The 25,589-nt window shown below is 69.5% G+C and carries 18 protein-coding genes and 2 tRNA genes; 9 read left to right on the top strand and 11 right to left on the bottom strand.

Annotated features, from left to right (window positions below; genetic code table 11):
- The first annotated feature begins 144 nt into the window (after positions 1–144).
- A complete protein-coding gene (locus HDC37_RS08490; protein ID WP_179559962.1) occupies positions 145–1,839 on the top strand; it encodes a thiamine pyrophosphate-binding protein in 1,695 nt (564 codons plus the stop codon).
- Positions 1,840–1,889: 50 nt separating this feature from the next.
- Positions 1,890–3,584, top strand: coding sequence for a DEAD/DEAH box helicase (locus HDC37_RS08485; RefSeq protein WP_179559961.1), 1,695 nt, complete (start codon positions 1,890–1,892; stop codon positions 3,582–3,584).
- Between the two features lie 26 nt (positions 3,585–3,610).
- Here HDC37_RS08485 and HDC37_RS08480 read toward each other — a convergent pair whose 3' ends face one another.
- Positions 3,611–4,984, bottom strand: coding sequence for a hypothetical protein (locus tag HDC37_RS08480; RefSeq protein WP_179559960.1), 1,374 nt, complete (start codon positions 4,982–4,984; stop codon positions 3,611–3,613).
- A 113-nt stretch (positions 4,985–5,097) separates the two neighbouring features.
- Here HDC37_RS08480 and HDC37_RS08475 point away from each other — a divergent pair, with 113 nt between their 5' ends.
- Positions 5,098–5,415, top strand: a complete 318-nt coding sequence (locus HDC37_RS08475; protein WP_179559959.1) for a DUF222 domain-containing protein — start codon at positions 5,098–5,100, stop codon at positions 5,413–5,415.
- A 397-nt stretch (positions 5,416–5,812) separates the two neighbouring features.
- Here HDC37_RS08475 and HDC37_RS08470 read toward each other — a convergent pair whose 3' ends face one another.
- From HDC37_RS08470 to serS, 8 genes are all read right to left on the bottom strand, one after another.
- Positions 5,813–6,784 (bottom strand): Abi family protein, encoded by a 972-nt coding sequence (locus HDC37_RS08470; RefSeq protein ID WP_179559958.1) that lies wholly within the window; start codon positions 6,782–6,784, stop codon positions 5,813–5,815.
- Between the two features lie 124 nt (positions 6,785–6,908).
- Positions 6,909–9,428: a polynucleotide kinase-phosphatase gene (locus tag HDC37_RS08465; RefSeq protein ID WP_179559957.1), complete on the bottom strand. Its 2,520-nt coding sequence runs from the start codon at positions 9,426–9,428 to the stop codon at positions 6,909–6,911.
- Positions 9,425–10,792, bottom strand: coding sequence for a 3' terminal RNA ribose 2'-O-methyltransferase Hen1 (locus tag HDC37_RS08460; RefSeq protein ID WP_179559956.1), 1,368 nt, complete (start codon positions 10,790–10,792; stop codon positions 9,425–9,427). The genes HDC37_RS08465 and HDC37_RS08460 overlap by 4 nt, the downstream gene beginning before the upstream one ends.
- A gap of 355 nt (positions 10,793–11,147) precedes the next feature.
- A tRNA-Ser gene (locus HDC37_RS08455) sits at positions 11,148–11,239 on the bottom strand.
- A gap of 71 nt (positions 11,240–11,310) precedes the next feature.
- A complete protein-coding gene (locus HDC37_RS08450) occupies positions 11,311–12,615 on the bottom strand; it encodes an LCP family protein (RefSeq protein WP_308472146.1) in 1,305 nt (434 codons plus the stop codon).
- A 22-nt stretch (positions 12,616–12,637) separates the two neighbouring features.
- Positions 12,638–12,722: transfer RNA gene (locus tag HDC37_RS08445), tRNA-Ser, on the bottom strand.
- A gap of 567 nt (positions 12,723–13,289) precedes the next feature.
- Positions 13,290–14,210 (bottom strand): HAD hydrolase family protein, encoded by a 921-nt coding sequence (locus HDC37_RS08440; RefSeq protein ID WP_179559954.1) that lies wholly within the window; start codon positions 14,208–14,210, stop codon positions 13,290–13,292.
- A complete protein-coding gene (gene serS, locus HDC37_RS08435; protein WP_179559953.1) occupies positions 14,207–15,481 on the bottom strand; it encodes a serine--tRNA ligase in 1,275 nt (424 codons plus the stop codon). Before serS ends, HDC37_RS08440 begins: the two co-directional genes overlap by 4 nt.
- A 44-nt stretch (positions 15,482–15,525) precedes the next feature.
- Between serS and HDC37_RS08430 the strand changes: the two genes are divergently transcribed.
- The 5 genes from HDC37_RS08430 (at position 15,526) to HDC37_RS08410 (ending at position 21,076) form a co-directional block, all read left to right on the top strand.
- Positions 15,526–16,914, top strand: coding sequence for a diacylglycerol kinase family protein (locus tag HDC37_RS08430; protein WP_179559952.1), 1,389 nt, complete (start codon positions 15,526–15,528; stop codon positions 16,912–16,914).
- Positions 16,915–16,947: 33 nt separating this feature from the next.
- The gene (locus HDC37_RS08425) at positions 16,948–17,802 is read left to right on the top strand and encodes an alpha/beta hydrolase fold domain-containing protein (protein WP_179559951.1); all 855 of its coding nucleotides are present in this window, start codon (positions 16,948–16,950) and stop codon (positions 17,800–17,802) included.
- Positions 17,803–17,842: 40 nt separating this feature from the next.
- On the top strand, positions 17,843–19,195 hold the full coding sequence (locus tag HDC37_RS08420; protein ID WP_179559950.1) for a deoxyribodipyrimidine photo-lyase: 1,353 nt from the start codon (positions 17,843–17,845) through the stop codon (positions 19,193–19,195).
- Positions 19,196–19,304: 109 nt separating this feature from the next.
- A complete protein-coding gene (locus HDC37_RS08415) occupies positions 19,305–19,979 on the top strand; it encodes an NADPH-dependent F420 reductase (RefSeq protein WP_179560094.1) in 675 nt (224 codons plus the stop codon).
- A 17-nt stretch (positions 19,980–19,996) separates the two neighbouring features.
- Positions 19,997–21,076, top strand: a complete 1,080-nt coding sequence (locus tag HDC37_RS08410) for an LLM class flavin-dependent oxidoreductase (protein WP_179559949.1) — start codon at positions 19,997–19,999, stop codon at positions 21,074–21,076.
- 506 nt (positions 21,077–21,582) lie between these two features.
- Here the strand turns inward: HDC37_RS08410 and HDC37_RS08405 are convergent.
- Complete coding sequence (locus HDC37_RS08405; RefSeq protein ID WP_179559948.1) at positions 21,583–23,766, bottom strand: MMPL family transporter; 2,184 nt, start codon at positions 23,764–23,766, stop codon at positions 21,583–21,585.
- A 108-nt stretch (positions 23,767–23,874) separates the two neighbouring features.
- Between HDC37_RS08405 and HDC37_RS08400 the strand changes: the two genes are divergently transcribed.
- Positions 23,875–24,360 carry a MarR family transcriptional regulator gene (locus HDC37_RS08400; protein ID WP_308472145.1) on the top strand — a complete coding sequence of 162 codons (486 nt, stop codon included), beginning with the start codon at positions 23,875–23,877 and terminating at the stop codon, positions 24,358–24,360.
- On the opposite strand, the gene HDC37_RS08395 is transcribed toward HDC37_RS08400, so the two are convergent.
- Positions 24,336–25,586, bottom strand: coding sequence for a low temperature requirement protein A (locus HDC37_RS08395; protein ID WP_179559947.1), 1,251 nt, complete (start codon positions 25,584–25,586; stop codon positions 24,336–24,338). The genes HDC37_RS08400 and HDC37_RS08395 overlap by 25 nt on opposite strands.
- Positions 25,587–25,589: the final 3 nt, after the last annotated feature.

The raw sequence follows: 25,589 nt of genomic DNA, 5'->3' as shown, positions 1-25,589 counted from the left end.
AGGTCGTATATGATTTCTCCGTCCGACCCGGACGACCCGGTCGGTGCTCGAAAAAGGGGCACGCAGCGCAGCACGCGTGAGACACATACGGTTCCCGCATCCGTACGTCGTCCTCACCGTTCGTGAGGGCCGAAAGGCTCCGTCATGCCCACCGTCTCCGCGCACGTCGCCCACACCCTCGCCCAGCACATCGATCACGTCTTCGGCGTGATGGGCAACGGCAACGCCTACTTCCTCGATGCGCTCGAGCGCGACACCCGAGCGAGCTTCACCGCCGTCCGCCACGAGGCGGGCGCCGTCGTCGCCGCCGACGCCTACCACCGCGCGTCAGGGCGACTGGCAGCTGCCACCGCCACGTACGGTGCCGGTTTCACCAACACCCTCACCGCCCTCGCCGAAGCCGCCCAGGCACACGTGCCGCTCGTGCTCGTGGTGGGCGACGCCCCCACGTCGGGCCCCCGGGCGTGGGATGTCGACCAGATCGCGCTGGCAGCGGGCGTGGGCGTCCGCACCTACACGGTCGGTCGCGCCGATGCCGCCGCCACCACCGTGATCGCGATCGAGCACGCCCTCACCTATCGCGTGCCGGTCGTGCTCGCGATCCCCTACGACGTGGTCGTCATCGAGGCGGGCGGCGTGCCCGACGCACCCGCACCGCGCCTTCCCGAACGTCAGGCGCCAGCCACCGCATTCGCGCGCGCGGCCGTCCGCGAGATCGCCGCCGCCCTCCGCGATGCCCGGCGCCCCTTCCTGCTGGCCGGTCGCGGGGCGTGGATCTCCGGCGCCGGCGAGGCCCTCGGCGCTCTGGCCGATGCGACCGGGGCCATCACCGCCAGCTCGTCGCTGGCCCGCGGGATCTTCCCCCGCGGCGAGTACGACCTGGGCGTCACCGGGGGGTTCGGCGCCGAGGGCGCGATGGAGCTCGTGCGCGAGGCCGATGTCGCGGTGGTCTTCGGCGCCTCGCTCAATCAGTTCACGATGCGATTCGGCGACCTGTTCGCCCCCGCCACCCGGGTCTTCCAGGTCGACCTCGCACCGACGGCGACCCACCCGCACGTCGGCGGGTACGTCCGAGCGGACGCCGCGCTCGTGGCGCAGGAGATCGTTGCCGAGCTGCGCCGGACCGGGATCTCTCCGAGCGGATGGCGGGAGTCGGTCGATCTCGCACCGCTCCGCCGATACGACGAGGGAGACGGGGTCGCCCCCGACGGTCGCCTCGACCCGCGTTCCGTCGCCGCACGGATCGGCCGGCTCCTCCCGGACGACCGGGTGGTCGTCTCCGACGGCGGCCACTTCATCGGCTGGGCGAACATGTACTGGCCGGTCGCCTCCCCTGACCGGATGATGATGGTCGGCACGGCGTTCCAGTCGATCGGCCTGGGGTGGCCCTCCGTGCCCGGCGCTGCGCTCGCGCATCCGCAGGCGACCGTGGTCCTCACCACCGGTGACGGGGGCGGGCTGATGGCTCTGGCCGATCTCGAGTCCGCGGTGCGCGTCGCCGGCGGGCGCGGGCTCGCGGTGGTTTGGAACGACGCCGCCTACGGGGCCGAGATCAATCTCTACGGGCTGAAAGGGCTCGCGCGTCGGCCGATGCTCATACCGCAGGTCGACTTCGCCGCCCTCGCCACCGGTGTGGGGGCGGAGGGGGTGGTCGTCGAGACGCTCGACGATCTCGACCGCCTCGCCTCCTGGGCCGCCACGCCTGCCGATGACCGCCCGTTCCTCGTGCTGGACTGCCGGATCTCGGGCGATGTCATCGCGCCCTACCAGGAGGAGATCCTGCGGGTGAACGGCGTGAGCCTGCCGCGGCGGAGCGAGTCCGCGATACTCGAAGTGTGATCACGTCTGAAAACCCAATCGAGGAAGCGGCTCCCGAGGAGCCTGCCACGATGACCTTCTCCGACCTGGGGTTGGGTGAGTCTGTCCTCGCGGCGCTCCGCGACGTCGGGTACGAGACACCGTCGGCGATCCAGGCCGCAACGATCCCCACCCTTCTGGCCGGCCGAGACGTCGTCGGTCTCGCACAGACCGGCACGGGGAAGACGGCGGCATTCGCGCTGCCGATCCTCGATCGACTCGACCTGTCGCAGAAGACGCCGCAGGCACTCGTCCTGGCCCCCACACGGGAGCTCGCTCTTCAGGTGTGCGAGGCCTTCGAGAAGTACGCCTCCCGGCGCCGCGGCGTGCACGTGCTGCCGGTGTACGGCGGCCAGGGCTACGGCATCCAGCTCTCCGCTCTCCGCCGGGGGGTGCACATCATCGTCGGAACCCCCGGTCGCATCATGGACCATCTCGACAAGGGGACGCTCGACCTGACCGAGCTGAAGTTCCTGGTGCTCGACGAGGCCGACGAGATGCTGAAGATGGGCTTCGCGGAGGATGTCGAGACGATCCTCGCCGACACTCCCGACACCAAGCAGGTGGCGCTCTTCTCAGCGACGATGCCCGCCGCCATCCGGCGCATCTCGCAGCAGTACCTGCACGATCCCGAAGAGATCACGATCAAGACCAAGACGACCACCTCGTCGACGATCACGCAGCGCTACCTTGTCGTGTCCTACCCCCAGAAGATGGACGCGCTCACTCGCATCCTCGAGACCGAGAACTTCGACGGCTTGATCGTCTTCGGTCGCACCAAGAGCGTGACCGAGGAGATCGCCGAGAAGCTGCGCGCACGCGGCTACTCGGCCGCCGCGATCAACGGCGACGTCGCACAGCCCGTGCGCGAGAAGACCATCAACCAGCTCAAGGCGGGCAAGCTCGACATTCTCGTCGCGACCGATGTCGCCGCGCGCGGACTCGACGTCGAGCGCATCTCGCACGTCGTCAACTTCGACATCCCCACCGACACCGAGTCCTACGTGCACCGCATCGGTCGCACCGGGCGGGCCGGACGGTCGGGCGACGCGATCAGCTTCGTCACCCCGCGCGAACGCGGGCTCGTCCGCGCGATCGAGCGCGCCACGCGTCAGTCGCTCACCGAGATCCCGCTGCCGAGTGTCGACGAGGTCAACGTCACGCGCCTCGCCCGGTTCGACGACCGCATCACCGCGGCCCTGGCCGAAAGCGAGCGCATCGACCGCTTCCGCGACATCGTCACGCACTACGTGCGCCACCACGATGTCCCCGAGGTGGATGTCGCGGCTGCCCTCGCCGTGGTTGCGCAGGGCGAATCGCCGCTCCTGCTCGAGCCCGACCCCGAGCCGCAGCGCCGGGAGCGCGGAGAACGGCCGGGGCGAGCCGACCACGACCGCGACGGCGCCGAACGACGTCCTCGTCCTGCCCGAGAGGGGATGGCGACCTATCGCATCGCCGTCGGCAAACGTCACCGTGTCGAGCCGCGTCAGATCGTCGGGGCGCTCGCGAATGAGGGCGGCCTCAAGCGCGACGACTTCGGGGCGATCCAGATCCGGCCGGACTTCTCCCTCGTCGATCTCGCCGCCGACCTGTCTCGCGACACCCTCGACCGCCTCAAGAGCACCCGCATCTCCGGACGGCTCATCGAGCTGCGGCTCGACACCGGCGGCCCGGGACGCCGGCCGCGCCGCGACGACGACAGGCCCCGCCGCGGGCCGCGCACCTGAGGGCGGATCCCGCACCGGCTCCGGGGTCAACTCGGCAGCGTCGCCGGCGATTCCTCCACCGTGAGCGTCGCATCCGTGGCATCCGGCTCGGCTTCTTCTTCTCGCCTCTGCAGGAGCTCGAGGACCCACATGACCAGCAGGGTCGTGAGGAGGACGAGAACGACGTCGCCGAATCCGATGGGGCGCAGAAGGATCAGCCAGAGGACGGCGAGGACGGCGAGGATGACGCGGACGAGCACCCGCCGGGCGGCGAGCCAGGTGCCGACACGACCGGTATCGAGCCCTCGGACGCGGAGTCCGCGCCGAGCCGCCGCGTTGACTGAACCGACACCGACCCGTGTCTTCTGCGCCGCCGCCGAGCGCCCCGACAGCCAGCCGATGGCCACGAGAAGCACGCCGATCACGGTGAAGACGACCGCGGTCTCGGTCATCGCGTCGACCAGGCGCCTGTAGATCACATCGAGCGCCGACGGTGCGAGACCGAACCGTTCGGCCGCGATCCGCACTGCTGCGCCGCCGAAGAGGAACGACATCGCCAGACTGCCCGCCCCGAGGACGAAGCCGATACCGACGCCTACGACGGCGACGCTTCGTCGCCTCGCGATCGCAACCCCGCCCGCGGCCAGCGCCAGGGTCACCAGCGGCAGCCAGGTGCCCACGGTCACCGCCGCGGCGTAGCCGAAGCGGATGGCACCGAGCCCCTCCCCCTTGCCGACGATGATCACCCTGTCGACGTCCGGGATGAACTGGGCGATCGCGATGTCCCGGTCCAGCAGCGTCTCTTGGACGCGCTCCACGATCGCGCCGAGTTGGATGCCGACGCCGTCGTCGGTGCGGACGACGAGTCCTCCGCCGTCGGAGGTCGCCGACACCGTCAGTGCCCGGTGTGCGGCCCGCGTCGCCGTCGCCCAGACGTCGGAGAAGGCGTCGGACTCGACGACCGCGGTCACCGCGCCCGACACCAGGCCCTCGAGCCCGCTCGCCGCCGGCGCCTGGAGGAGCTGCAGCGCCGCGGCCGCGCGAGGAGGAAGCCCCAGATCCGCGAGCCCCGTGAACACATCGGCGGTCAGCTCTTCGAAGTCGACCTGCTCGCCGATCGCGTCGAGGGTCTCGTCGATGATGAGCTGCTGTACCGCCGGGTCGTCGACGAGCGGCGCCAGGGTCTGCACGAACGCGTCCTCATCGACCAGCTGGATCCGCGCCCACGCCGCCACGATCGTGACAGGGAGCAGGAGGGATGCCACGACGATGAGAAGCGCGGACGCCACGGCCCGCCAGCGCGAGCCGTGCGCGTGCGCCTTCCCACCGACCGCCGCGGACAGCTCGGCGTTCTCCTTCTCCAAGGCGCGGACGCGCTCCTCGAGGTCGGCGATGTCCAGAGGTATGCGAGGGTCTGTCATGGGGCCATGATGGCCCTCATCTTCCGTCTCGAACACCCCATCCAGCGGAGCGGGCGGAGGCGGCGTCGCAGCCGGCCAGAGTGGATGTCGGAAGCGGGGCGTAGCGTGCGGCAATGACCATCAACGATGTCCTCGTAGAAGACGAACCCGCCGTATTGATTCTCGAAGCGCTGCTCGGTTTGCAGGTGAAGGACGAAGCCGACGGGATGTCGAGTCTTTCGGGAAAGATCGGAGGCGACAGCGGCGCCGCACTTCTTCACGCACTCGGACGCATCACGGCAAAGTTGCGTGCCGACGACATGCGCAGCTTCCTCCCTGGGGCCGCACCGAACAGACGCACGGAAGAACAGCGGGAAGCGGACGCGTTCTTCATCCTCGCCGATCGCGTGGACGAGGCCCTGACCGAATGGCGTACGCGTCACACGAACTGACAGCGGGGGTGGCGGAGACGGAGGGATTTGAAATCGCGCCGATCGCAATCAGACCTAGCTGAACCCGCATGACTCCGGGGGTTCTGACCTCGCGGAGTGCCGTCCCGATCAGGTCGGTTGGGTTCGATTCGTGGCAGAAACGTGGCGGTAGGAACGAACCGATGGAGTGCCTAGAACACGTCCGGGCGCCCGCTCTCACTCGACCATTCGACCATCATCTCGACAGCTCCGATCATGCCGCATCGGTCGCGGAGAATGGCACAGATCGCATCGACGGTGAGTCGATCTCCGCGGTCGTCGGAACGTCGCGCGATCTCCTGCACGGCGCGACTGCGCGCTGCGGATTCAGCGGACAGTGTTCTTCGCCAACGAAGGCAAACGAGCCGCCCATGTCGACCTACGGCATCCAGACGTCGAGCGTCTCCCACTCGTCGTCGAAGCCCATGTCCGCGAGCGAGATCACCTTGTCGTCCGGGAACGAGAGGAAGTGGGCCCTGATCTTCCCCAACCAGTCAGGACGGAGGCCACGTGAGCGCAGGAACCAGGCCAATTCGACGGTCGGCACGTAGATGCGCTTCTGCCGCCTGCTGTCGAGATCGTGGATGTGATCGAGTTCAGGCACCGACCCTCGGCGCGGGATCGCGGGGGCTATGACGAGTGTGCGGTTCCACACCCGCGCGTGGTGGGCGCACGTGTTCCGAAGGCCGTTGAACGCTGCTACCCACGAGGCGAGAGTGCGCGCTTGGAGCCCGAGATCGCGAGCAATTGTGTCGCGTTCAGCGAGATCGAGCCCCCGGTACAGTCTGGCGACCTGGCCGAACTCCATAATCTCGACTGCCGCCCAAATCGGGAGTCGATTGTCATAACGAGCGGCGTGCCATGCGACGAACGCCTCCTTGGAGTCATCCGACCGCGCCCAATACTTCTGCAACCACTTGTCGTAATCGCTCAGCCGCTCCCTGTCGGTGACAGCGGGCTGCTTGGTGAACGTCTCGCTCAGCAGGTCTGGACGGAGGTGGATGTGCGGGTCCCTCATGCCGGCGTGGTAGGCGAGCACTGCGCGGAAGCAGATCTCAAAGCTCTCGAGGCCGGCCAAGAGCAACTCACGCAGCCGCTGGTCGAACTCATACAGTGCGACGACCTGCTCGAGGCGGACTCCGGTGACGAACTCGTTTAGCCGCTCGTCGTACGCGGGATCTCCGTCAACCTTTCGGAGTCGATAGGTGTGCAAGTAGGCGCTGAGACGGTAGTAGTTCGTGTTCGCCAGAGTCTGCGCTGCCGATTCCGCGTCGTCGACGATGAGGCCGCGTTCCTGGAGAGTCTGCACCTGTTCCGCGTAGGTCCGGTGCTCCTTTGGTGGCTGGCTCATCAGTGCAACCGTACCGCCAGGAAGAAAACCAGCCCGTGGGCTCCCGAAGGAGCCCGAGCGGGCTGGTCATGACTCCGTCAGAGTAGCAGGCTTCTCTGACACCGTCCTGAACAATTGCAACCGACTACAGTCGCGGGTCGATCGAGTCGGATTCCAGTGCGAGCACGCCGAAGACGGCCTCGTGCACTCGCCACAGCGGTTCGCCGGTGGTGTAGCGATGCAGCGCCTCGATGCCGAGCGCGTACTCGCGGGCGGCGAGCGAGCGCTTGTGACCGGTATCGCGATCTCGCAGCCGCGCAAGATTCGCGGGATCTGTGTAGTCGGGGCCGTAGATGATGCGCAGGTACTCGCGTCCGCGCACCTTGATCCCCGGTTGCACGAGGCCCTTACCGGTGCGAGTGAGGTTGGCGAACGGCTTGACGACCATGCCCTCTCCCCCGGTGGCTGTGAGCTGCTCCCACCACGTCACCGCCGCCGAGACGAAGGCCTCGTCGTTCAGGTCGACGCGCAGTCGCCCGGTCGGTGCGATCACGTGCGGGGCAGCCGCCGTGAGCCTGTCCGCGATCGACAGATGCCAGCCGTGGTCGCGGTTCTCGAATGTTTCGTCGCCCGCCGCCAGCACCTGGAACGGCGCAAATCGCACCTCGCCCGGGTCACCGACATATCGGCGATATGCGTCACGGAAGCGCGAGACCCCGTCGGCTCGGGCGCCCGCGCGGTCCGTGAGCCCGGAGACGTCGACCCCCGACGCTGCAGCTCGCGCTAGGACAGAGTTGGTGGCCTGTGTCGCGGTGACGCCGGCCGCTCCGACCGACGCGTAGAGATCGCGGATGAGGTCTTCGGTCTTGATGGACCACGGCATCATCTCGCCGTCAAGCAGCACCCAGTCGCTGCGGAGCTCGTCCCACACGCGGGCCGCCGCGAGCGCCGAATCGAGCTCGCCGAGCATGCGAGCCTCGACATCCGGCTCGAAGAACGGCCGCCCGGTGCGGCTCAGGATCACGCCGCGCCAGCCCTCAGGAGCGCCGAAGCGGGCGGCATCCCGAGCCACCAGGACGATGGCACGCGAGCCCATGTGCTTCTCTTCGCAGATCACATCGGTCACTCCGTGTTCGCGGAAGTATCCGAAGGCTTCGTCGGGGTGCTCGAGGTAGCCCTCGCGCGCGGAGGTGTTCGGCGGGGACATCGTAGGCGGCAGGTAGACGAGCCACCGCGGGTCGGCAGCCCAGCGGCTCATGGTCTCGAGCCCGCCGGCGGACTGCTCCTCCTTGATGCCGACGCGACCATGCACGCTTGTCTCGACGATGAGCTTGCCCTGCACGTCGGCGAGGTTCAGCACGCCTGCGCCACGTTCGGGTGCCTCGGTGACGAGCGGGCGGATCGGCTCGTACCAGACCTGTTCGGCCGGCACCGAGACGACCTCGCGCTCCGGATACCGCATCGCAGAAAGCGCGCCGCCGAACACGCATCCTGTGTCAAGGCAGGCCGTGTTGTTGATCCACTCGACTGTTGGCACCGGGGTGTGCCCGTACAGCACCGTGGCTTTGCCGCGGTAATCCTGCGCCCATGGGTACCGCACAGGAAGGCCGAACTCGTCGGTCTCTCCGGTGGTGTCTCCGTACAATGCGAAGGCGCGCACGCGACCCGATGCGCGGCCGTGGTACTGCTCCTTGAGCCCTGCATGGGCGACGACGAGTCTGCCGCCGTCGAGCACAAGGTGCGAGACCAGGTCATAGCAGAACGCGGCCACCTGCTCACGGAACTGCTCCGATTCGCCCGCCAGCTGCGCGAGGGTCTCTTCGAGCCCGTGCGAGACGGTCACCTTAGCGCCGCGCAGCGCGCGGACGAGCTTCGCCTCGTGGTTGCCCGGCACCGCCAGCGCGTTACCTGACGCGACCATTCCCATGGCGAGACGCAGCACGCCCACGACATCCGGCCCTCGGTCGATCAAGTCTCCGAGGAAGATCACGCGACGGCCGTCGGGATGCCGGGCGTCGACGGGTCGGCCCTCCTCGTCGCGCTCGACCTCATAGCCGAGCCGCGCCAGCAGGGTCTCGAGCTCGCTGCGGCATCCGTGCACGTCGCCGATCGCGTCAAACGGCCCGCGCTCGTCGCTGCGGTCGTTGAGCAGCCGCGTGCGCGTGATGGTCGCGCTCGCGACATCGTCGGGGGTGCGCAGGATGTGGACTTTGCGGAACCCTTCCTTGGTGAGGTGGCGCAGGCTTCGCCGCAGGTGGTCGCTCTGACGCTTGACGACGCCCGCAGGGATTGCTCGATCTGTGCGCTCCGCGTTGCGGGCGACGCTTACCGACTCGGGTATGTCGAACACGATCGCGACCGGCAGCACGTCGTGCGCCTTCGCGAGGTCGACGAGTCGTCGGCGCGCATCGGGCTGCACGCTGGTGGCGTCGATGACGGTGAGGAGCCCCGCATCCATCCGCTTCGCCGCCACGAACTGCAGGGCGTCGAATGCAGCAGACGTGGCCGACTGATCCGAGTCGTCGTTCGCGACGAGACCGCGGAACATGTCACTGGACAGCGTCTCGTATTGGCCGAAGTGCTCGCGCGCGAACGTGGACTTGCCCGAGCCCGAGGCGCCGACGAGCACCACGAGAGACAGTGCGGGGATGTCGAGCTCGGTCATGCCGGCACCTCCTGCCGGAACAGGGCGAGCTGGGTCGGAGGGCCGAGCACGGGGTCGTCGATACCTACGGAGCGATACTCGACGGTATAGCCGTGGCGCTCGGCGATGGCGCCCGCCCATGCGCGGAACTCGGCGCGCGTCCACTCGAACCGGTGATCGTCATGGCGGAAGGCTCCGCCCGCGAGGGTCGGATACAGCGCGTTGTACTCGGCGTTCGGGGTAGTGACCACGACAGCACCCGGATGTGCACTGGCGAACACGGCGTCCTCAAGGGCCGCCAGGCGCGACGGGTCGACGTGCTCGACGACTTCCATGAGCGCCATGGCGTCGTATCCCGCGAGCCGGTCGTCGCGATAGACGATCGAGCCGTGAAGCAACTCGATGCGCTCGCGCTCGGCGTCGGAGGCGGCATCGATTCTCAACACCCTCGCAGCCGTCTCGAGAGAGCGAGCCGACACGTCGACTCCGACGATCTTGGTGAACGAGCGGTCCCTCGCGAGCCGCGAGAGGAGGGCGCCCGGTCCACAGCCCATGTCGACGACGCGACGCGCCCCGACGTCGTGCAGGGCAGCCATCACAGCCTCGGCGCGATGCACGCGCAAGGGCGTCTCGGCCGACGTCTCGGTCGTCTCTTCGGACTGCGGGAGCAGCGAACGCTGATGCACGAGGTATCGCCGCGTGATCAGATCGCGCTCCGGATGCTGAGCGAGCCAGCCTTCGCCCGCGCGTTCGAGCTTGCCGACCTCGTCGTCACCGACCCAGTAGTGCTTCGCGTCATTAAGCACCGGCAGCAGCACGTAGAGCTGACGCAGCGCCTCTGCGAGGCGCACGCGGCCGACGAGCGTGACCGAGCTGTAGCGCGAGTCGCCCCAATCGGGGAACGCGGGATCGAGGGGGATGCGGTTTTCGGTGACGGTCCACCCGCAGGGTTCAAAGACGCGACGGACGAGTTCGTCTTCGCGCCCGCGCGTGGACACCACGGGGATCTCGATCCGCAGCGGAAGCGGTGACGCCGCGAGCTCGGGGTACGAGTCGCTTCGACCGGTCATGGCGGTGCGGAACACGGAACCGATCGCCACCGCGAGCATGCTTGACGCGACGTACGGACGGTCGTTGACGTAGTGGTCGAGGCTTCCGGCGTCGCCGCGGAACCGCTTGTTGCGCACGAGCCCGACCGGGTCGACTTCGACCAGCACCGCGACAGTGCACCGCTCCGGGGTCGCTTCGGGATAGAACACCTGGATCTCGCCCACCGGAGCCGAGAACGTCTGGACCTTGGCGGGATGCTTGTGCACCAGGTACCCGAACACCGTCGCGTCAACGCCGGAGTCGCGCTCCGGCTCATAGGTCACCGTGACCAGCATCGTGACCTCCCGCCCGATCGCATCCGCACAAGCCTATGCGGCAAGCGACAGACCGCCGATCTGGGGCCGAGCCCCTACACGACCGTCAGCGCTGCGGCAGTCCTGGCGAGAAAGCGGCGGAGCGAGACCTCCGGTGGGGGCGAAATCACAGATGAGGGCCGAGGGACTCGCGCCCTCGGTCTCCTGCGTCGCACGTCAGTCCGCAGCCGCCGCAAAGATTCAGTTGGACAATTCACTGAACCAGCGTGCGCGAGCTTGCGCGTATTGCTCAAGCCGATCGCCGCCGCAATCGTGGCCAGAATGGCAGATCTCGTGGCAGAAGCATCCCGAAATGCGACTTGAACAGGGATTTTCTTGGCGGAGACGGAGGGATTTGAACCCTCGGTCCCCGTGAGGGGACTCCACCTTAGCAGGGTGGTGCACTAGGCCTGACTATGCGACGTCTCCAGGCATCCGAGCGGAAACCCGGACGCGCTCAGCCATCATAACGGGTGCCGCGCGCGACACCGAAACGGAGCTCACCCCGAAAGGTTTCCGGCCGAGCAGGTCTCCTGCGCGGCGGTCTGACCCTGGATCGACTCGGGCAGCACGGCGGCGGTCTCGGTCGGAGCAGGCTCGACGGGCGCGGCACCATCCGTGGGCTCAACGGGCTCAGTGGGCTCGACGGGCTCACCCTCGACGGGTGCATCGGTCGGCGCGGGGTCGGCCGTGATGACGCCGCCGCTCGTGTTCGGATCGCTCGTCAGCTGCAGCGGCTGGTTGGCCTCGAGGGCTGCCCACAGCTGCTCGGCCGCGTCCTCGTCCGGTGCCACACGGTTTGCGTCGTAGGGGTCGGTGACGACCGGGTAGCGGACGAACACCATCTCCTCGAACGGCACCCCCTGAACGGCCCGCGCGATCTGTACGAGCGTCACCGGGTTCGTGAGGCTCTGCGAGGGAGTGACGTTGTCGACGACCGTGGTGGCGAGTCGGAGCAACGTGGACGGGTTCGACAGCACCTCCTCGCTCACGAGCTTCCGCGCGAGAGAAGACATGTACTGCTGCTGATTGCTGATACGCGCCAGGTCGCTGCCGTTCTCCAGGCCGTAGCGCGTGCGCAGGAACTGGAGGGCCTCCAAGCCCTGGACATTACGCGGCCCCGCAGCCCAGTCGATGCCGGTGTTCCGATCGCGCATGCCGCCGTTGCCGATGCAGACGTCGACGCCACCGATCGCGTCGGTGATGTTGATCACATTGCCGAAGCTGACCTTCGCCGCGAAGGGGATGTTCATGCCGCTCAGCTGCGAGACGGTCTTCACCACGCAGTTCAGGCCCCCGTAGTTCCACGCGGAGTTGATCTGCTCGTAGCTCGATCCGCTCGTCTCGCTGCCGTCTTCACGCGTGCACGAGGGGATCGGCACCATGAGGTCTCGGGGGAACGAGATGACCGTCACCCGTCGCGGGTTGTCGGAGATGTGCAGCAGCATGTTGACATCATTGAGTTGCCCCGACGCCTCCGGACCTGTGCACCGCGCGCCGAAGTATTGCGCGTACTCCGGTTCGCACTCATCGGTGCCGACAAGGAGGAGATTGACCCCACCCTCGATCGCCCCGATATCGGGCGGCACGGACCCCTGACCCTCCAGCTCCACAGCCTCCGACGCGAAGCTCGTGGTCAGGTCGTAATACGCGTACGCACTCACACCGAGCCCCGAGACCAGCACGACGGCCGCGACGATGCCGAGCATCTTCATCATCGACGCGAACGGATGCGGCGACCGCAGCCGGCCGTGCCGGGCGACCGTCTTGCGACCACGCGTGCCGGTTCTGCTCGTCTGACTCACTCGGGTCCTCACAGGTAGGAAGCGGAGGGTGTGGGATTCGAACCCACGGGACATCTCTGCCCACTGGTTTTCAAGACCAGCTCCATCGGCCGCTCGGACAACCCTCCCGAAACGCATGCCCTGCGGCATCCGCTCGAATCGGCGTCGAGTCTAGTCGACAGCGCCAACCCCTCATTCTTCCCACAGCGCCTGGCAGAGCCCTGGGAGGCGCGCCTGCCCGTCTTCGCCGCGCCTGTCCGTCTGCACCACGCCTATCCGTCTCCGCCGCGCCTATCCGTCTCCACCGCGCCTATCCGTCTCCACCTCCCGCCACCGATGTCGCACAAGATGCGCGCTCGCGACCGTGACGCCGCACCTTCTGGGACATCCCCAGGACGGATGTCTCAGGAAGTGCGGAGAAAGCACCTCGGGACCGCCGCTTCTGAGACATCCGGGGCGGATGGAGTGGGCGGGCCGGTGGGAACGGGCGGCGGATGGAGCGGGCGGGCCGGGGCGGATGGGGTGGGTGAGCGGTGGGGACCGGCCGGCGGCGTATGGAGTGGGCGGGCCGGTGAGAACGGGCGGCGGATGTAGCGGCCGAGCCGGTGAGGACCGGCGGCGGATGGAGCGGGCGGGGCCGGGACGGACCGGCGGCGGATGGAGCGGGCGGGCCGGCGGCGAACCGGCACCCGCCGTTACAGAGCGCGGAGGATGGCGGCCACGCCGCCGGCCTGCACGGTGCTCGTGACCTCGCCGGCGGCGGCGCGCACCTCGTCGGGCCCCTGCTCCATGGCCACGGCTCGGCCGCCGTGCTGGAGCGCCCACTCGAACATGCCGACGTCGTTGCGCCCGTCGCCCATCACGATCACGCGCGACGGGTCGATGCCGAGCTCCTTGCGCACCAGCTCGAGCGCGGTGCCCTTGTCGACGCCCTGCGGGGCGACATCCAGCCAGGCCGTCCAGCCGACCGCGTACGACACCTCGTTCAGCCCGACGCGCTCGACGAGCTCGATGAAGTCGTCCTCGCTGTCGCCGGGCGAGACCACGACGACACGGCACACGGGCTGCGCGACGAGCTCGTCGAACGACACGCGGCGGGCGCCTGCGAGGTTCCAGTCCTCGAGGTACTCGGTGTAGAGGCGGCTGCCGTCGGGGAGCTCGACCATGTACCGCGCGTCGGGCAGGTGCTCGCGCAGCAGGCGCAGCACCTCGGCGGCGTCGAAGGTCTCGGTGTGCCACCGGTCGTAGCGCACCTCGTCGGCCTCGACCCGCTTCATCACCATCGCGCCGTTGGAGCAGACCACGTACTCGGGGGCGATGTCGAGGACGCGAAGGATGCCGCGGGTGGACTCCCAGCTGCGTCCGGTGGCGAGCATCACCTCGTGGCCGGCGGAGCCGGCGTGCGCGACGGCGTCGACGACCCCGGGACTGAGCGTCTCGTCTTCGAGGAGGACCGTGCCGTCGATGTCGAGCACGATGAGAAGGCGCTCCCCCGCGGCATCCGGTCTTTCGGATCCTGTCGCCAGGTCCTCGACGAGCTCGGCGGCGTCCTCCTGCTCAGTGCGCTCGATCTCGCCCGTGTCGGGGAGCCCGGTCTCCGCGGATTCGGGGGTCATGAGACCGGCTCGATGACCTCGAGGCCACCCAGGTAGGGACGCAGCACCTCGGGCACCACCACCGAGCCGTCGGCCCGCTGGTGGGTCTCGAGCATCGCCACGATCCACCGGGTGGTAGCGAGCGTGCCGTTGAGGGTCGCGACGAACTGGGTCTTGCCGCCCTCGTCGGCCGAGAGGCGGTGGCGGATGTTCAGGCGCCGCGCCTGATACGTCGTGCAGTTAGAGGTCGAGGTCAGCTCGCGGTACGCGTTCTGGGTGGGCACCCACGCCTCGATGTCGTACTTGCGTGCCGCGCTCGAGCCGAGGTCGCCGGCGGCGACGTCGATCACCCGGTACGACAGGCCGAGGTCCTGCAGCATGCCCTCCTGCATGTCGGCGAGGCGCTGGTGCTCGGCCTCGGCGTCGTCGACGGTGGTGTAGACGAACATCTCCAGCTTGTTGAACTGGTGGACGCGAATGATGCCGCGGGTGTCCTTGCCGTACGAGCCCGCCTCGCGGCGGTAGCAGGTCGACCAGCCGGCGTACCGCTTGGCGCCGCGGGAGAGGTCGAGGATCTCGTCCATGTGGTAGCCGGCGAGGGGGACCTCGCTCGTCCCGACGAGGTAGAGGTCGTCCTCTTCGAGGTGATACACCTCGTCAGCGTGCTGGCCGAGGAACCCGGTGCCCCGCATCACCTCCGGGCGCACGAGGGTCGGCGGCACGAGCGGCGTGAAGCCGGCCTCCAGCGCGCGGTCGAGCGCGAGGGTCATGAGCGCGAGTTCCAACCGGGCGCCGATGCCGGTGAGGAAGTAGAAGCGGCTCCCCGAGACCTTCGTGCCGCGCTCCATGTCGATCGCACCGAGAAGCTCGCCGAGCTCGAGGTGGTCGCGGGGCGTGAAGTCGAACGTGGGGGTCTCGCCGTGGGTGCGAAGGGTGACGAAGTCGTCCTCGCCGCCGGCGGGCACCCCGTCGATGACGATGTTCTCGATGCGCGCGAACGCGGCCTCCGCGGCCTCCTCGGCCGCGGTCACGGCGTGCTGGGCGGCCTTGACCCGCTCGCTGAGCTCCTTCGCCTCGGCGACGAGCGCGGCCTTCTCATCCTTCGGCGCCTGGGCCACCCGCTTGCCGTGGGCGTTCTGCGTCGCGCGCAGCTCCTCGAACGCGGTGATGGCCGCGCGGCGGGCGCGGTCGGCGTCGAGGGCGGCGTCGACGGTGTCCGCCGACTCCCCCCGTGCCTCCTGCGAGCGCTTGACCAGCTCGGGATTGTCACGGAGAAGCACGGCATCGATCACGGGACGAGTCTAATCACCGGCCTCCCGGGTCCTAGTCTGAGTGCATGCCAGGGGGACAGAACGACAACGACGAGGCGCCCGACCGCGCCGACCCGCCGCATCCGTCCGATGCGGTCTACTCCGACGGGCCCGACGAGCCCGAACTCCGCGCCGCCGACGAAGAACTCACCGAGCAGGTCGAAGAGGTCGCGGAAGGTGCGCTCTCGCACGACGACATCACGCCGGGCGACCTCCTGGACGGCGAGGAGATGGACAGCGGAGCGTCGTCCGACGCCCCGGAGCCGACGAGCGGCTCTGAGAACACCCCCGACCCGACCGAGGCCGCCGCCCCCGATGACGTCATCCGGGAGCCCGACGACGTCGAGCCCGACACCACCGACGGCGAAGAAGGCGAGGCCCGCCGTGTGTCGGCGGAGGGTGAGCCCGAGCCGATGGCCGACACCGAGGAGCGCCCGACCCCGAAGGCCGCCCTCGTGTACAACCCGACCAAGGTCGACGCCGACGACCTGCGCGCGCGCGTCGAGCGCGCGGCGCAGGACGCGGGCTGGTCAGAACCGCTGTTCTACGAGACCACCGTCGACGACCTCGGCGACGACGTCACCCGCCAGGCCCTGAAGGAAGGCGTGACCGCTGTGCTCGTCGCCGGCGGAGACGGCACCGTCCGCGCCGTGGCCGAGGCGATGACCGGCACCGAGGTTCCCCTGACGATCGTTCCGAGCGGCACCGGCAACCTCCTCGCCCGCAACCTCCTCCTCCCCCTCGACAACCCCGACGCCATGATCAGGGCGACCTTCGACGGTGATTCCCTCGCGATGGATGTCGGCTTCGCCAGCCTCCGACGCCAGGACGGCACGGTCGACGAGCACGCGTTCGTCGTCATGGGCGGCATGGGCCTGGACGCCGCGATGATCGCCAACACCAACCCGAAACTGAAGAAGCAGGTCGGCTGGGTGGCGTACGTGGATGGCGTGGCCCGGTCGCTTCCCGCCGCGAAGCCCTTCCGCCTGATGTACCAGCTGCCGCAGCGCCGCATCCACGCGGCACGCGTGCAGAGCGTGCTGTTCGCCAACTGCGGGTCGCTCCCGGCGGGGCTCGAGCTGATCCCCGAGGCGTCGGTCGCCGACGGCAACCTCGACATCGTCTTCATCCAGCCCAAGGGTCTCCTCGGCTGGATCTTCGTCTGGCGCCGAGTGGCGTGGGACAACAGCTTCCTCCGCCGGTTCCGAAGCGGCCGTCGCGTCATGGCGCTGCGCACGAAGGACAACGCGGTGCGCTACTCGCGTGGCCTCGGTGTGGACCTCGCGACCTCCGAGCCCCACCCCGTCCAGCTCGACGGCGACGAGTTCGGCGAGGCCGCTCAGGTGCGGGTGCGACTGGAGCCCGCCTCGCTCCTGCTCGCCCTCCCTCGCGGGCACAAGGTCGAAGGGCTGTAGCGGCGCGACAGTTCGGCGACTACCGTGTCGCGCATGACCGCATCCCCGGAGGCGATCGCCTTCTGGGCGGCGATGGCGTCCGCCCCTCAGCAGGTGTCGCTGCCGATCCCGCAGCGACGCGAGGCGGGCGAGCACGCCGAGGACGCCACCGCGGAGCCAATCGGCGTGACGACGCGCGCCCATCCGTTCGGTCTGTCGGTCCGTCCCGCAGAGGGCGAGATCCACGCGAGGGTGCTGTATCTCTTCGGCGGCGGCTACATGCTCGGGTCCCCGGCCTCGCGGAGGAAGACCGCCGGCCACCTCGCGCGCGCAGCGTCCGCCGAGGTCGTCGTGGCGGCGTACCGGCTCGCACCCGAGAACCCGTTCCCCGCCGCCTTCGAGGATGCCCGGGCGGCCTTCGCTTCCCTGCCGACAGATCTCCCGCGGTTCATCGCGGGCGACTCCTCCGGGGGCGGACTCGCTGCTGCGACCGCCGCTGAGGTCGACGCGGACGGCCTGGTGCTCTTCTCGCCCTGGGGCGATCTGACGTGCTCGGGCGACACCATGGCCTCCAACGCCGCGGTGGACATCGAGTGCACGCGCGACAGCCTCCTCGAGATGGCCGGATGGTACGCGGCGGGCACGGAGCCGCACGACCCCCGGCTCTCACCCGTATTCAGTCCTCCCGACGCCCTTCCTCCGCTCCTCGCTTTCGCGGGGAGCGACGAGATCCTGTTGGATGACGCGCGGCGCCTGGTCGCCCGATCGACCGATGGTGAACTGGTCGTCGGCGAAGGGATGCAGCACGTCTGGCCCATCTGGTTCGGCGTGTTCCCCGAAGCCGGCCAGGCCATCGCCACGTCCGGCACGTGGATCCGCACACGGTCGACGGCGACGGCAGGAGCCTGAACGCGACCCCCGGGCGTCGCGCGGAGGCCAGGATGGGTGCATGGCTGCGCCCTCGATCGTCTGGTTCCGCGACGACCTCCGCCTCGCCGACAACCCCGCGCTGCGCGCGGCGCTCGACCGGGACGCGCCCGTCATCGGACTGTACCTGCTCGACGAGGATTCCCCGGGCATGCGCCCGCTCGGCGGAGCGGCCAAATGGTGGCTGCACCACTCGCTGACCTCGCTCAGCGAAGACCTCGCCGAGAAGGGGGCGAGCCTCGTACTGCAGCGGGGCGCAGCATCCGATGTCCTCCCCTCTCTCGTCGCCGACACCGGCGCCGGCGCGGTCTTCTGGAACCGGCGCTACAGCCTGCCTGAACGCGACATCGACGCCGACCTGAAGGCGAGCCTGCGGAAGGGGGGCGTGACGGTGCAGTCGTTCGCCGCCTCGCTGCTGTTCGAGCCGTGGACGGTGAAGACCGGCGCCGGCACCCCCTTCTCGGTGTACAGCCCGTTCTGGCGGGCGTGCCTGTCGCTGCCGGCGCCGCGGGCGCCGCTGCCCGAGCCCCGCGAGGTGCCGGGCTTCTCGGGGCGCGTGGACTCCGACGATCTCGACGCCTGGGGGCTGCTCCCCACCGACCCCGACTGGGCGGGCGGGCTTCGCGAGCGGTGGACACCGGGTGAGGCGGCGGCGAGGCGTCGGTTGAAGGACTTCATCGCCGGCGACCTCGGCGGGTACGACCGGAGTCGCGACGAGCCGGCGTCGGGATCGACATCGATGCTGTCGCCGCGCCTGCGCTGGGGCGAGCTGAGCCCCTACCAGATCTGGGACGCCGCGGTCGACGAGGGGAACCCGCGCCGGTTCCTCTCCGAACTCGGGTGGCGCGAGTTCGCCTGGCACACGCTCTTCCACCACCCCGACCTCGCCACGGTGAACCTCCGCCGCGAGTTCGACGCCTTCCCGTGGCCGCAGCTGAAGCCCTCGCACCTGCGGGCCTGGCAGAAGGGCGAGACCGGGGTCGCGCTCGTCGACGCCGGCATGAAAGAGCTCTGGATCTCGGGCTGGATGCACAACCGGGTGCGGATGGTGACGGCGTCGTTCCTCATCAAGAATCTCCTCATCGACTGGCGGCGGGGCGAGGAGTGGTTCTGGGACTGCCTCGTCGATGCCGACGCGGCGAACAACCCCTTCAGCTGGCAGTGGGTCGCGGGCTCGGGCGCCGACGCGGCGCCCTACTTCCGGGTGTTCAACCCCGAGCTGCAGGCCGAGAAGTTCGACCCGAAGCGGGAGTACATCCGCGAGTGGGCACCCGAGCACGTCTCGGGCGATGCGCCCGCGCCGATCGTCGACCTGAAGGAATCGCGCAAGGCGGCGCTGGAGGCGTACGAGAAGGTCAAGCGCGCGCCGCGCTGACGAGGTGTGTCCCCAACTCCTGCATAACCGGCCGGAGCGGTGCTGATCCGGGCCGCGGAGGCGGGTTCGGCCGCATCGTGCTGGAGGTCGGGACAAGCGCGCGGTGGGAATGCCCGACCGGGTCCGCCCGTTGGGCCCACACATGACCACTATCGGAATCATCGGGGCCGGACACATCGGCAGTCAGCTCGCCCGCGCCTTCACCGGCGTCGGCTACGACGTCGTCATCGCGAACTCCCGCGGACCCGAGACCCTCCAGGGTCTCGTCGACGAGGTGGGGCCGAAGCTCCGCGCCGCCACCGCGCAGGAGGCCGCCGAGGCGGCTGACATCGCCGTCGTGACGGTGCCGCTCAAGGCGATCGGCGCCATCCCCGTCGAGCCCCTCGCCGGCAAGATCGTGCTCGACACCAACAACTACTACTTCGAGCGCGACGGCCACATCGAGGCCCTCGACCGCGGCGAGACCACGACCTCGCAGCTGCTGCAGGATCACCTCCCGACCTCGAAGGTCGTGAAGGCGTTCAACAACATCCTCTCCGCGCAGATCACCACCGACGGCTCGCCCGCCGGAACGCCGAACCGCCGCGCGCTCGGCACCGCCAGCGACTTCCCCGAGGCCATCGAGGCGATGACGCGCCTCTACGACGAGCTCGGCTTCGACACCGTCAACGCCGGCCCACTCAGCGAATCGTGGCGTCTCGAGCGCGACCGCCCCGGGTACGGGCAGCGCCAGACCGCCGCTGAGATGCGCGCGAACCTCGCCCGCGCGAGCCGTCTTCCCTGATCGGAGCACCCTTCGGTATGAGCATCACCCTGTCGGTCCTCGACCTCGTGCCGGTGCGCGCCGGTCAGACCAGCGCCGAGGCGGTCGCGGCATCCCTCGCCCTCGTCGAGACCGCCGAACGTCTCGGCTACGAGCGGTACTGGTTCGCCGAGCACCACAACATGCCCGCCGTCGCGTCGACCACGCCGCCGGTGCTGATCGCGGCGGCGGCGGCGCGCACCTCACGGATCCGGGTCGGGTCCGGCGGGGTGATGCTCCCCAACCACTCCCCGCTCGTCGTGGCCGAGCAGTTCGCCGCGCTCGAGGCGATCGCCCCCGGACGCATCGATCTGGGGATCGGGCGGGCGCCGGGCAGCGACCCGGTCATCACACAGCTGCTGCGGATGTCGGGGACCACGAGCGACGTCGAGCGCTTCCCGGACCACATCGGCGACATCCTCACCCTCACCTCCCCCGACGGAGCGGCGATCCGCCTGACGTCGGGCAGCACCTACGAGGTGCGGGCGACGCCGGCCGCGCAGGGCGCCCCCGACGTGTGGCTGCTCGGGTCGAGCGACTACTCCGCCCAGCTCGCGGCCTCGCTCGGTCTTCCCTACGTCTTCGCGAACCACTTCTCCGGGTCTGGGCTGGAGCGCGCGCTGCAGCTCTACCGCGATCAGTATCGCCCGTCCGAGGCGCACCCGGCACCGCGCACCTTCGTCACGGCGAACATCGTCGCGGCGGCCACCGCCGAGGAGGCCGAGGCTCGGGCGCTACCGCAGCTGCGGATGATGGTGCGCCTGCGCACCAACCAGCCCCTCACCCCGCTCGAGACCGTCGAAGACGCGCAGAGCGCGCCGCCGCTCGCCCCCATGGCCGACCAGATCATGGCCGCTGCCCGCGCGACCTGGTTCGTCGGCACCGGCGATGACGTGGCCGCGGGGCTTGCGGGCCTCGCTGCGCGCGCCGGGGTGGACGAGGTGATGGTCTCGCCGATCGCCGGGTCATTCGCGTCGGAGCAGACGGATGCCGCGGCGGGCCGTACCCGGTCGCTCACCCTCCTCGCCGAGGCGATGGGGTCTCGCGCCGGGACAACGCCCGCGCTCGTCGCCGGCTGACGGCTGACCGCTGACGCGGCGTTCGTCGAGCGTAGAGCGCAGCGACGAGAGGAGATGTGCGGGCGTTTCGACTCGCTGCGCTCGCTCAACGACCGGGGGTCGGTCGCGCGCGCGGGCGTTTCGACTCGCTGCGCTCGCTCAACGACGGGGGCGGAAGCGCTCGCTCAACGACCGGGGGGTCGGTCGCGCTCGCTCAGCGAGCGGGGGTGGGTCGCGCCGCCCTCGTCGCTCGCTCGCGCGGATTTCCGCGCTCGCGCGGATGGGAAAGTGGCTTCCGATCCGCGTGAGCGCGAAAATCCTCAGCAACGCGGGCAACGCGGGCAACGCGGGGCCGACGCGGGGCCGACGCGGGCGGCGAGGCCCGCGGTGGAAGACGCTGAGGAGTGCACCCGCGGCACCCGTTCCGACGCAGCCTCGGAGATCGGCGCAACCTCGGCCCATCCGGGGGTGTGGGCCGAGGCTGCGCGGATCCCCGAGGCTGCACCGCGCGAGGCGCAGGAGACGCCTCAGCGCTCTGCGACGGCGGGTTCCTTCGACGGATCGTCCGACCCCACCCCATCCGCCGCGGCGGCGGCCGCGCGGCGACGCTCGACCTCCAGCGGGTCGGCGAACGCGTCCGCGCCCTGCGCGGCCGCTTCGGCGTCGCTGAGCTTCGGGCGACGCGGCCACCACACGCGATCGCGCAGCAGGAACGTGAGCGCCGGCACGATGACCGTCCGCACGAGCAGGGTGTCGATGAGCACGCCGATGCAGACGATGATGCCGATCTGCGTGAGGGTGATGAGCGGCAGCACCCCGAGGACGGCGAAGACGGCGGCCAGCAGGATGCCGGCGCTGGTGATGACGGCGCCGGTGGCGGCGAGCGCCCGGATCATCCCCTGGGTGATGCCGAGTCGGTCAGCCTCCTCCTTGGCGCGGGTTACGAGGAAGATGCTGTAGTCCACGCCGAGGGCGACGAGGAACAGGAAGCTGAAGAGCAGGACGTTCGTGTCGATCGCGGGGAAGCCGAACAGCGGCGTCTGGAACAGCCACCAGCTCGCCCCGACCGCCGAGAAGAAGCTCACCACCACGGCGACGAGCAGGAGCAGCGGCGCGACGAGAGCTCGCAGCAGCACGACCAGCACGATGAAGACGAGCACCAGGATGAGCGGGATCACCAGCGCCTGGTCGCGCGCCTGCGCGTTGGCGACATCGAGCGAGCGCGCGTCGAGTCCGCCGACCAGTCCGTCGCCGGCGCCGACGTCATTCAGCGCGGCGCGCATCGCGGAGATGGCGGCATAGGCTTCGGGCGTCTCGGCGCTGGCGTCGAGCGTGACGTCGATGCGCGCCAGATCGTCGGTCTCCTCGGCGATCGCTGCGGCGTCCACGCCGTCGAGCGCCTCGATCTCTGCGACGGCCGCTTCGGCGTCATCCCGGCTGATCACCACCGTGGCGGGCGAGGTCGCCCCAGCCGAGAACGCGTCGGCGATGATCTCCTGGCCCACCACCGCCTCAGGCTTGTCGAGGAACCGGTCGTTCTGCGACAGACCGGTCTGCACGAAGAACACGCCCGAGGCGAGCGCCCCGAGCACCACGAACCCGCTGATCGCGACGATCGCGGGGCGGCGCGAGACGGCGCGCCCGAGCTTGCCCCAGGGGCTGCGCGAAATGGCATCGCGCGAGCCGTAACGCGGGATGTAAGGCCAGAAGAGGCCGCGACCGAACAGCACCAGAGCGGCGGGGAGCACCGCGAGGGCGAAGATCATCGCCACCACGATTCCGACCGCACAGGCAAGGCCCAGGGCGCGGTTGCCCGCGAGCTCGGCGAACAGCAGAGTTGCGAGCGCCAGGGCCACGGTCGAGCCGCTGGCGATGATCGCCGGTCCTGCGCCGCGCACCGAGCGGCGCATCGCCTCGCGACGGTCTTCGTGGAGTCGGAGTTCGTCGCGGTAGCGGGCGATCAGGAGGAGGGCGTAGTTGGTTCCGGCACCGAAGACGAGCACCGAGAGGATGCCGGTGATCGACGGGTCGAGCTCGACCCCGACGGCGGCGGCGACATTGCGGGCGACGATGCCGGCAAGGGCGTCGGCGACACCGATCACCACCAGCGGCACCAGCCACAGCCACGGGCTCCGGTAGGTGACCAGCAGCAGAATCGCCACGACGATGACGGTGGTCAGGAGCAGGGTGATATCGGCGCCGGCGAAGACCGCGGCGAGGTCGATCTCGAAGCCCTCAGGCCCGGTGAAGAAGACTTGCACGTCGTCACCCAGGTCGGCCATGGCGACATCCCGGATCTCATCTGCACGCTCGGACTGCGTCTCGATGCTCGTCTCGGGCTCGAGGGGAACGATCACCAACGCGACCCGGCCGTCATCGGAGACCTGAGCGGGCGGGACGAAGCCGTCGGGGGTGAAGTCGACGAGGTCGCCGAACACCTTGGCGTTGATCGTCTCGAGGTCATCGACGCTCAACTCGTCGCCCTCGGCCTGGAACACCAGGAAGGCCGAGGTGGCGTCGGCGCTCGGGAACTCCTCGAGCAGCTGATCGACCTGCACCGACTCCGCCGAGTCCGGCAGACCGACCGGGGGCGCGCTGTCGGAGCCGCCTCCGCTCCCCCACGCGAACAGGGCGGCAGCCGCCGCAGCAGCCAGCACGAGGACGATCCACGAGGTCTTGGCCGCAGTGATGAAGCGCAGGTAGCCGGACATCCGTCTTCTCCCGGGGTTTGGTCAGAGGAATGGAGAGGGGTGATCGATGAGAGACATTTAATTAGAAAGCCTAGATATGAGGAAGACTAGCGCACATATACTGAGGGGGTGCACGCCGCAGACCTCCCTCCTGCGCCGGCGCGCTCCGGCGCACCGTCCTTCCGCGCGCCCACCACTCTGCTGCGCGAAGTGCTCGAGGTCACCGAGCTGTTCGAGGAGCGGATGCGCCGCGAGCTCACGGTGAACCCCACAGACCTCGAGGCGATGGAGCACCTGCTGATGGCGGGCCCCCTGGCTCCCAGCGAGCTGGCCAAGCGCCTGGGCATCTCGACGGCGTCGACGACCACCGCCGTGGACCGGCTGGTCGCTCTCGGTCACGTCACCCGCGAGCCGCACCCCACCGATCGCCGCGGCGTCATGGTCGTCCCGACCCCCGCATCCCGTGCCCGGGCGCTCGGCATGCTCATGCCGATGATCCAGGATGTCGACCGCGAGCTGAACGACTTCACCCCGGAGGAGCAGCAGGTCATCGCCCGCTACCTGTCACGGGTGATCGCGACCTACCGGGCTCACGCCGCCGCCGAGGACGACTGAGCCTCACGCCGGTCCGCACGCTGGTGCACCCAGCCCTCCGCGCCGGCGACCACCCCCATCAGGACGACCGCCGCCGTCAACGCCCCCGCCGGGGGGAGGACCGCCAGAAGCGGGATGGAGATGACGGCCACGACCGCCTCCGCGCCGCGGAACAGGGGGCGTCGCTCGCCGACCAGCACGGCGAACCAGATCGTCCCTGCAGCGAACAGGGCGATGCCCGACCCGAGGGCCGCCGCACCGAACCATCCGAGCGGCTCGGTATCGGTGATGTGGGCCATGGCGTCTTCGATGCCGAGGGCGGTCAGCACGATCCCCGCCACGATCAGGAAGTGGACGTACGAGTACGCGTCGCGAGCGAGCTTGACGAGGGGCCCGCCCGAGAGCCGGGCGAGCGCGTGCTCACCCACGGTCGCGAGGCGACGGAAGTACGACCACCACAGCAGCACGGAGATCACGATGGATGTCGCGGTGCCGAGGAGGATCGGCACGCTGACCGGATCACGGGCCACCCCCACGCCGATCGCCACGATGGATTCACCGAGGGCGAGGATGACGATGAGACCGTGCCGCTCCGACCAGTGGGCGACGGAATGGATACGCCACCCGCCGCCACCCGGTGCCAGCACCCGGGTGCCGAGTCCTTCGAAGACGATCGCCAGCACCCAGATCCACGCCTGCACCTCGCCACCGATCGCAGCGCCGACGACGATGGCCGCGCACGCGGGGAGCACCGAGGAGAGGCTCCACACCGTCAATTGACGGCGCAGCCCGGGGTCGTCCGTCGCGGAGACGAAGAACAGGATGAGGTGCACGGCACGCACCACCGCATACGCGACGGCGAAGACCAGCGGACCGTCCAGCCCGCCGTCGAAGTCGTCGAAGGCCTCGGGGATGGCCAGCGCGCAGACGAAGACGCCGATCATCGCGACCGTCATGCCGGTGCGCAGGAACGGCTGGTCGGCCGGGAGGCGATTGGCCAGCCACGCGTAGCCGACCCAGGTCCACCACAACAGGGCCAGGACGATGAGTGCCTGGGCTATGCCTGGCGCGCTGTGCGTCTCAGCCATGAGCCGAGACACCTGCGTGAAGGCGAAGACGTAGACCAGATCGAAGAACAGCTCGAAGGTCGTGACCCGGCTGTCTTCGCCGCTCGTCATCGGTCGTGGCAGGCGCACCCGACCGGGGCGGCGGCCGGCGGAGGGAGCCGGGGGGTCGGCGTGGCTCACGAC

It is taken from the genome of Microbacterium sp. AK009 (assembly GCF_013410955.1).
Taxonomy (GTDB): domain Bacteria; phylum Actinomycetota; class Actinomycetes; order Actinomycetales; family Microbacteriaceae; genus Microbacterium.
Note: the sequence above shows the minus strand (reverse complement) of the source record. Positions and strands in the feature narration are given on the sequence as shown.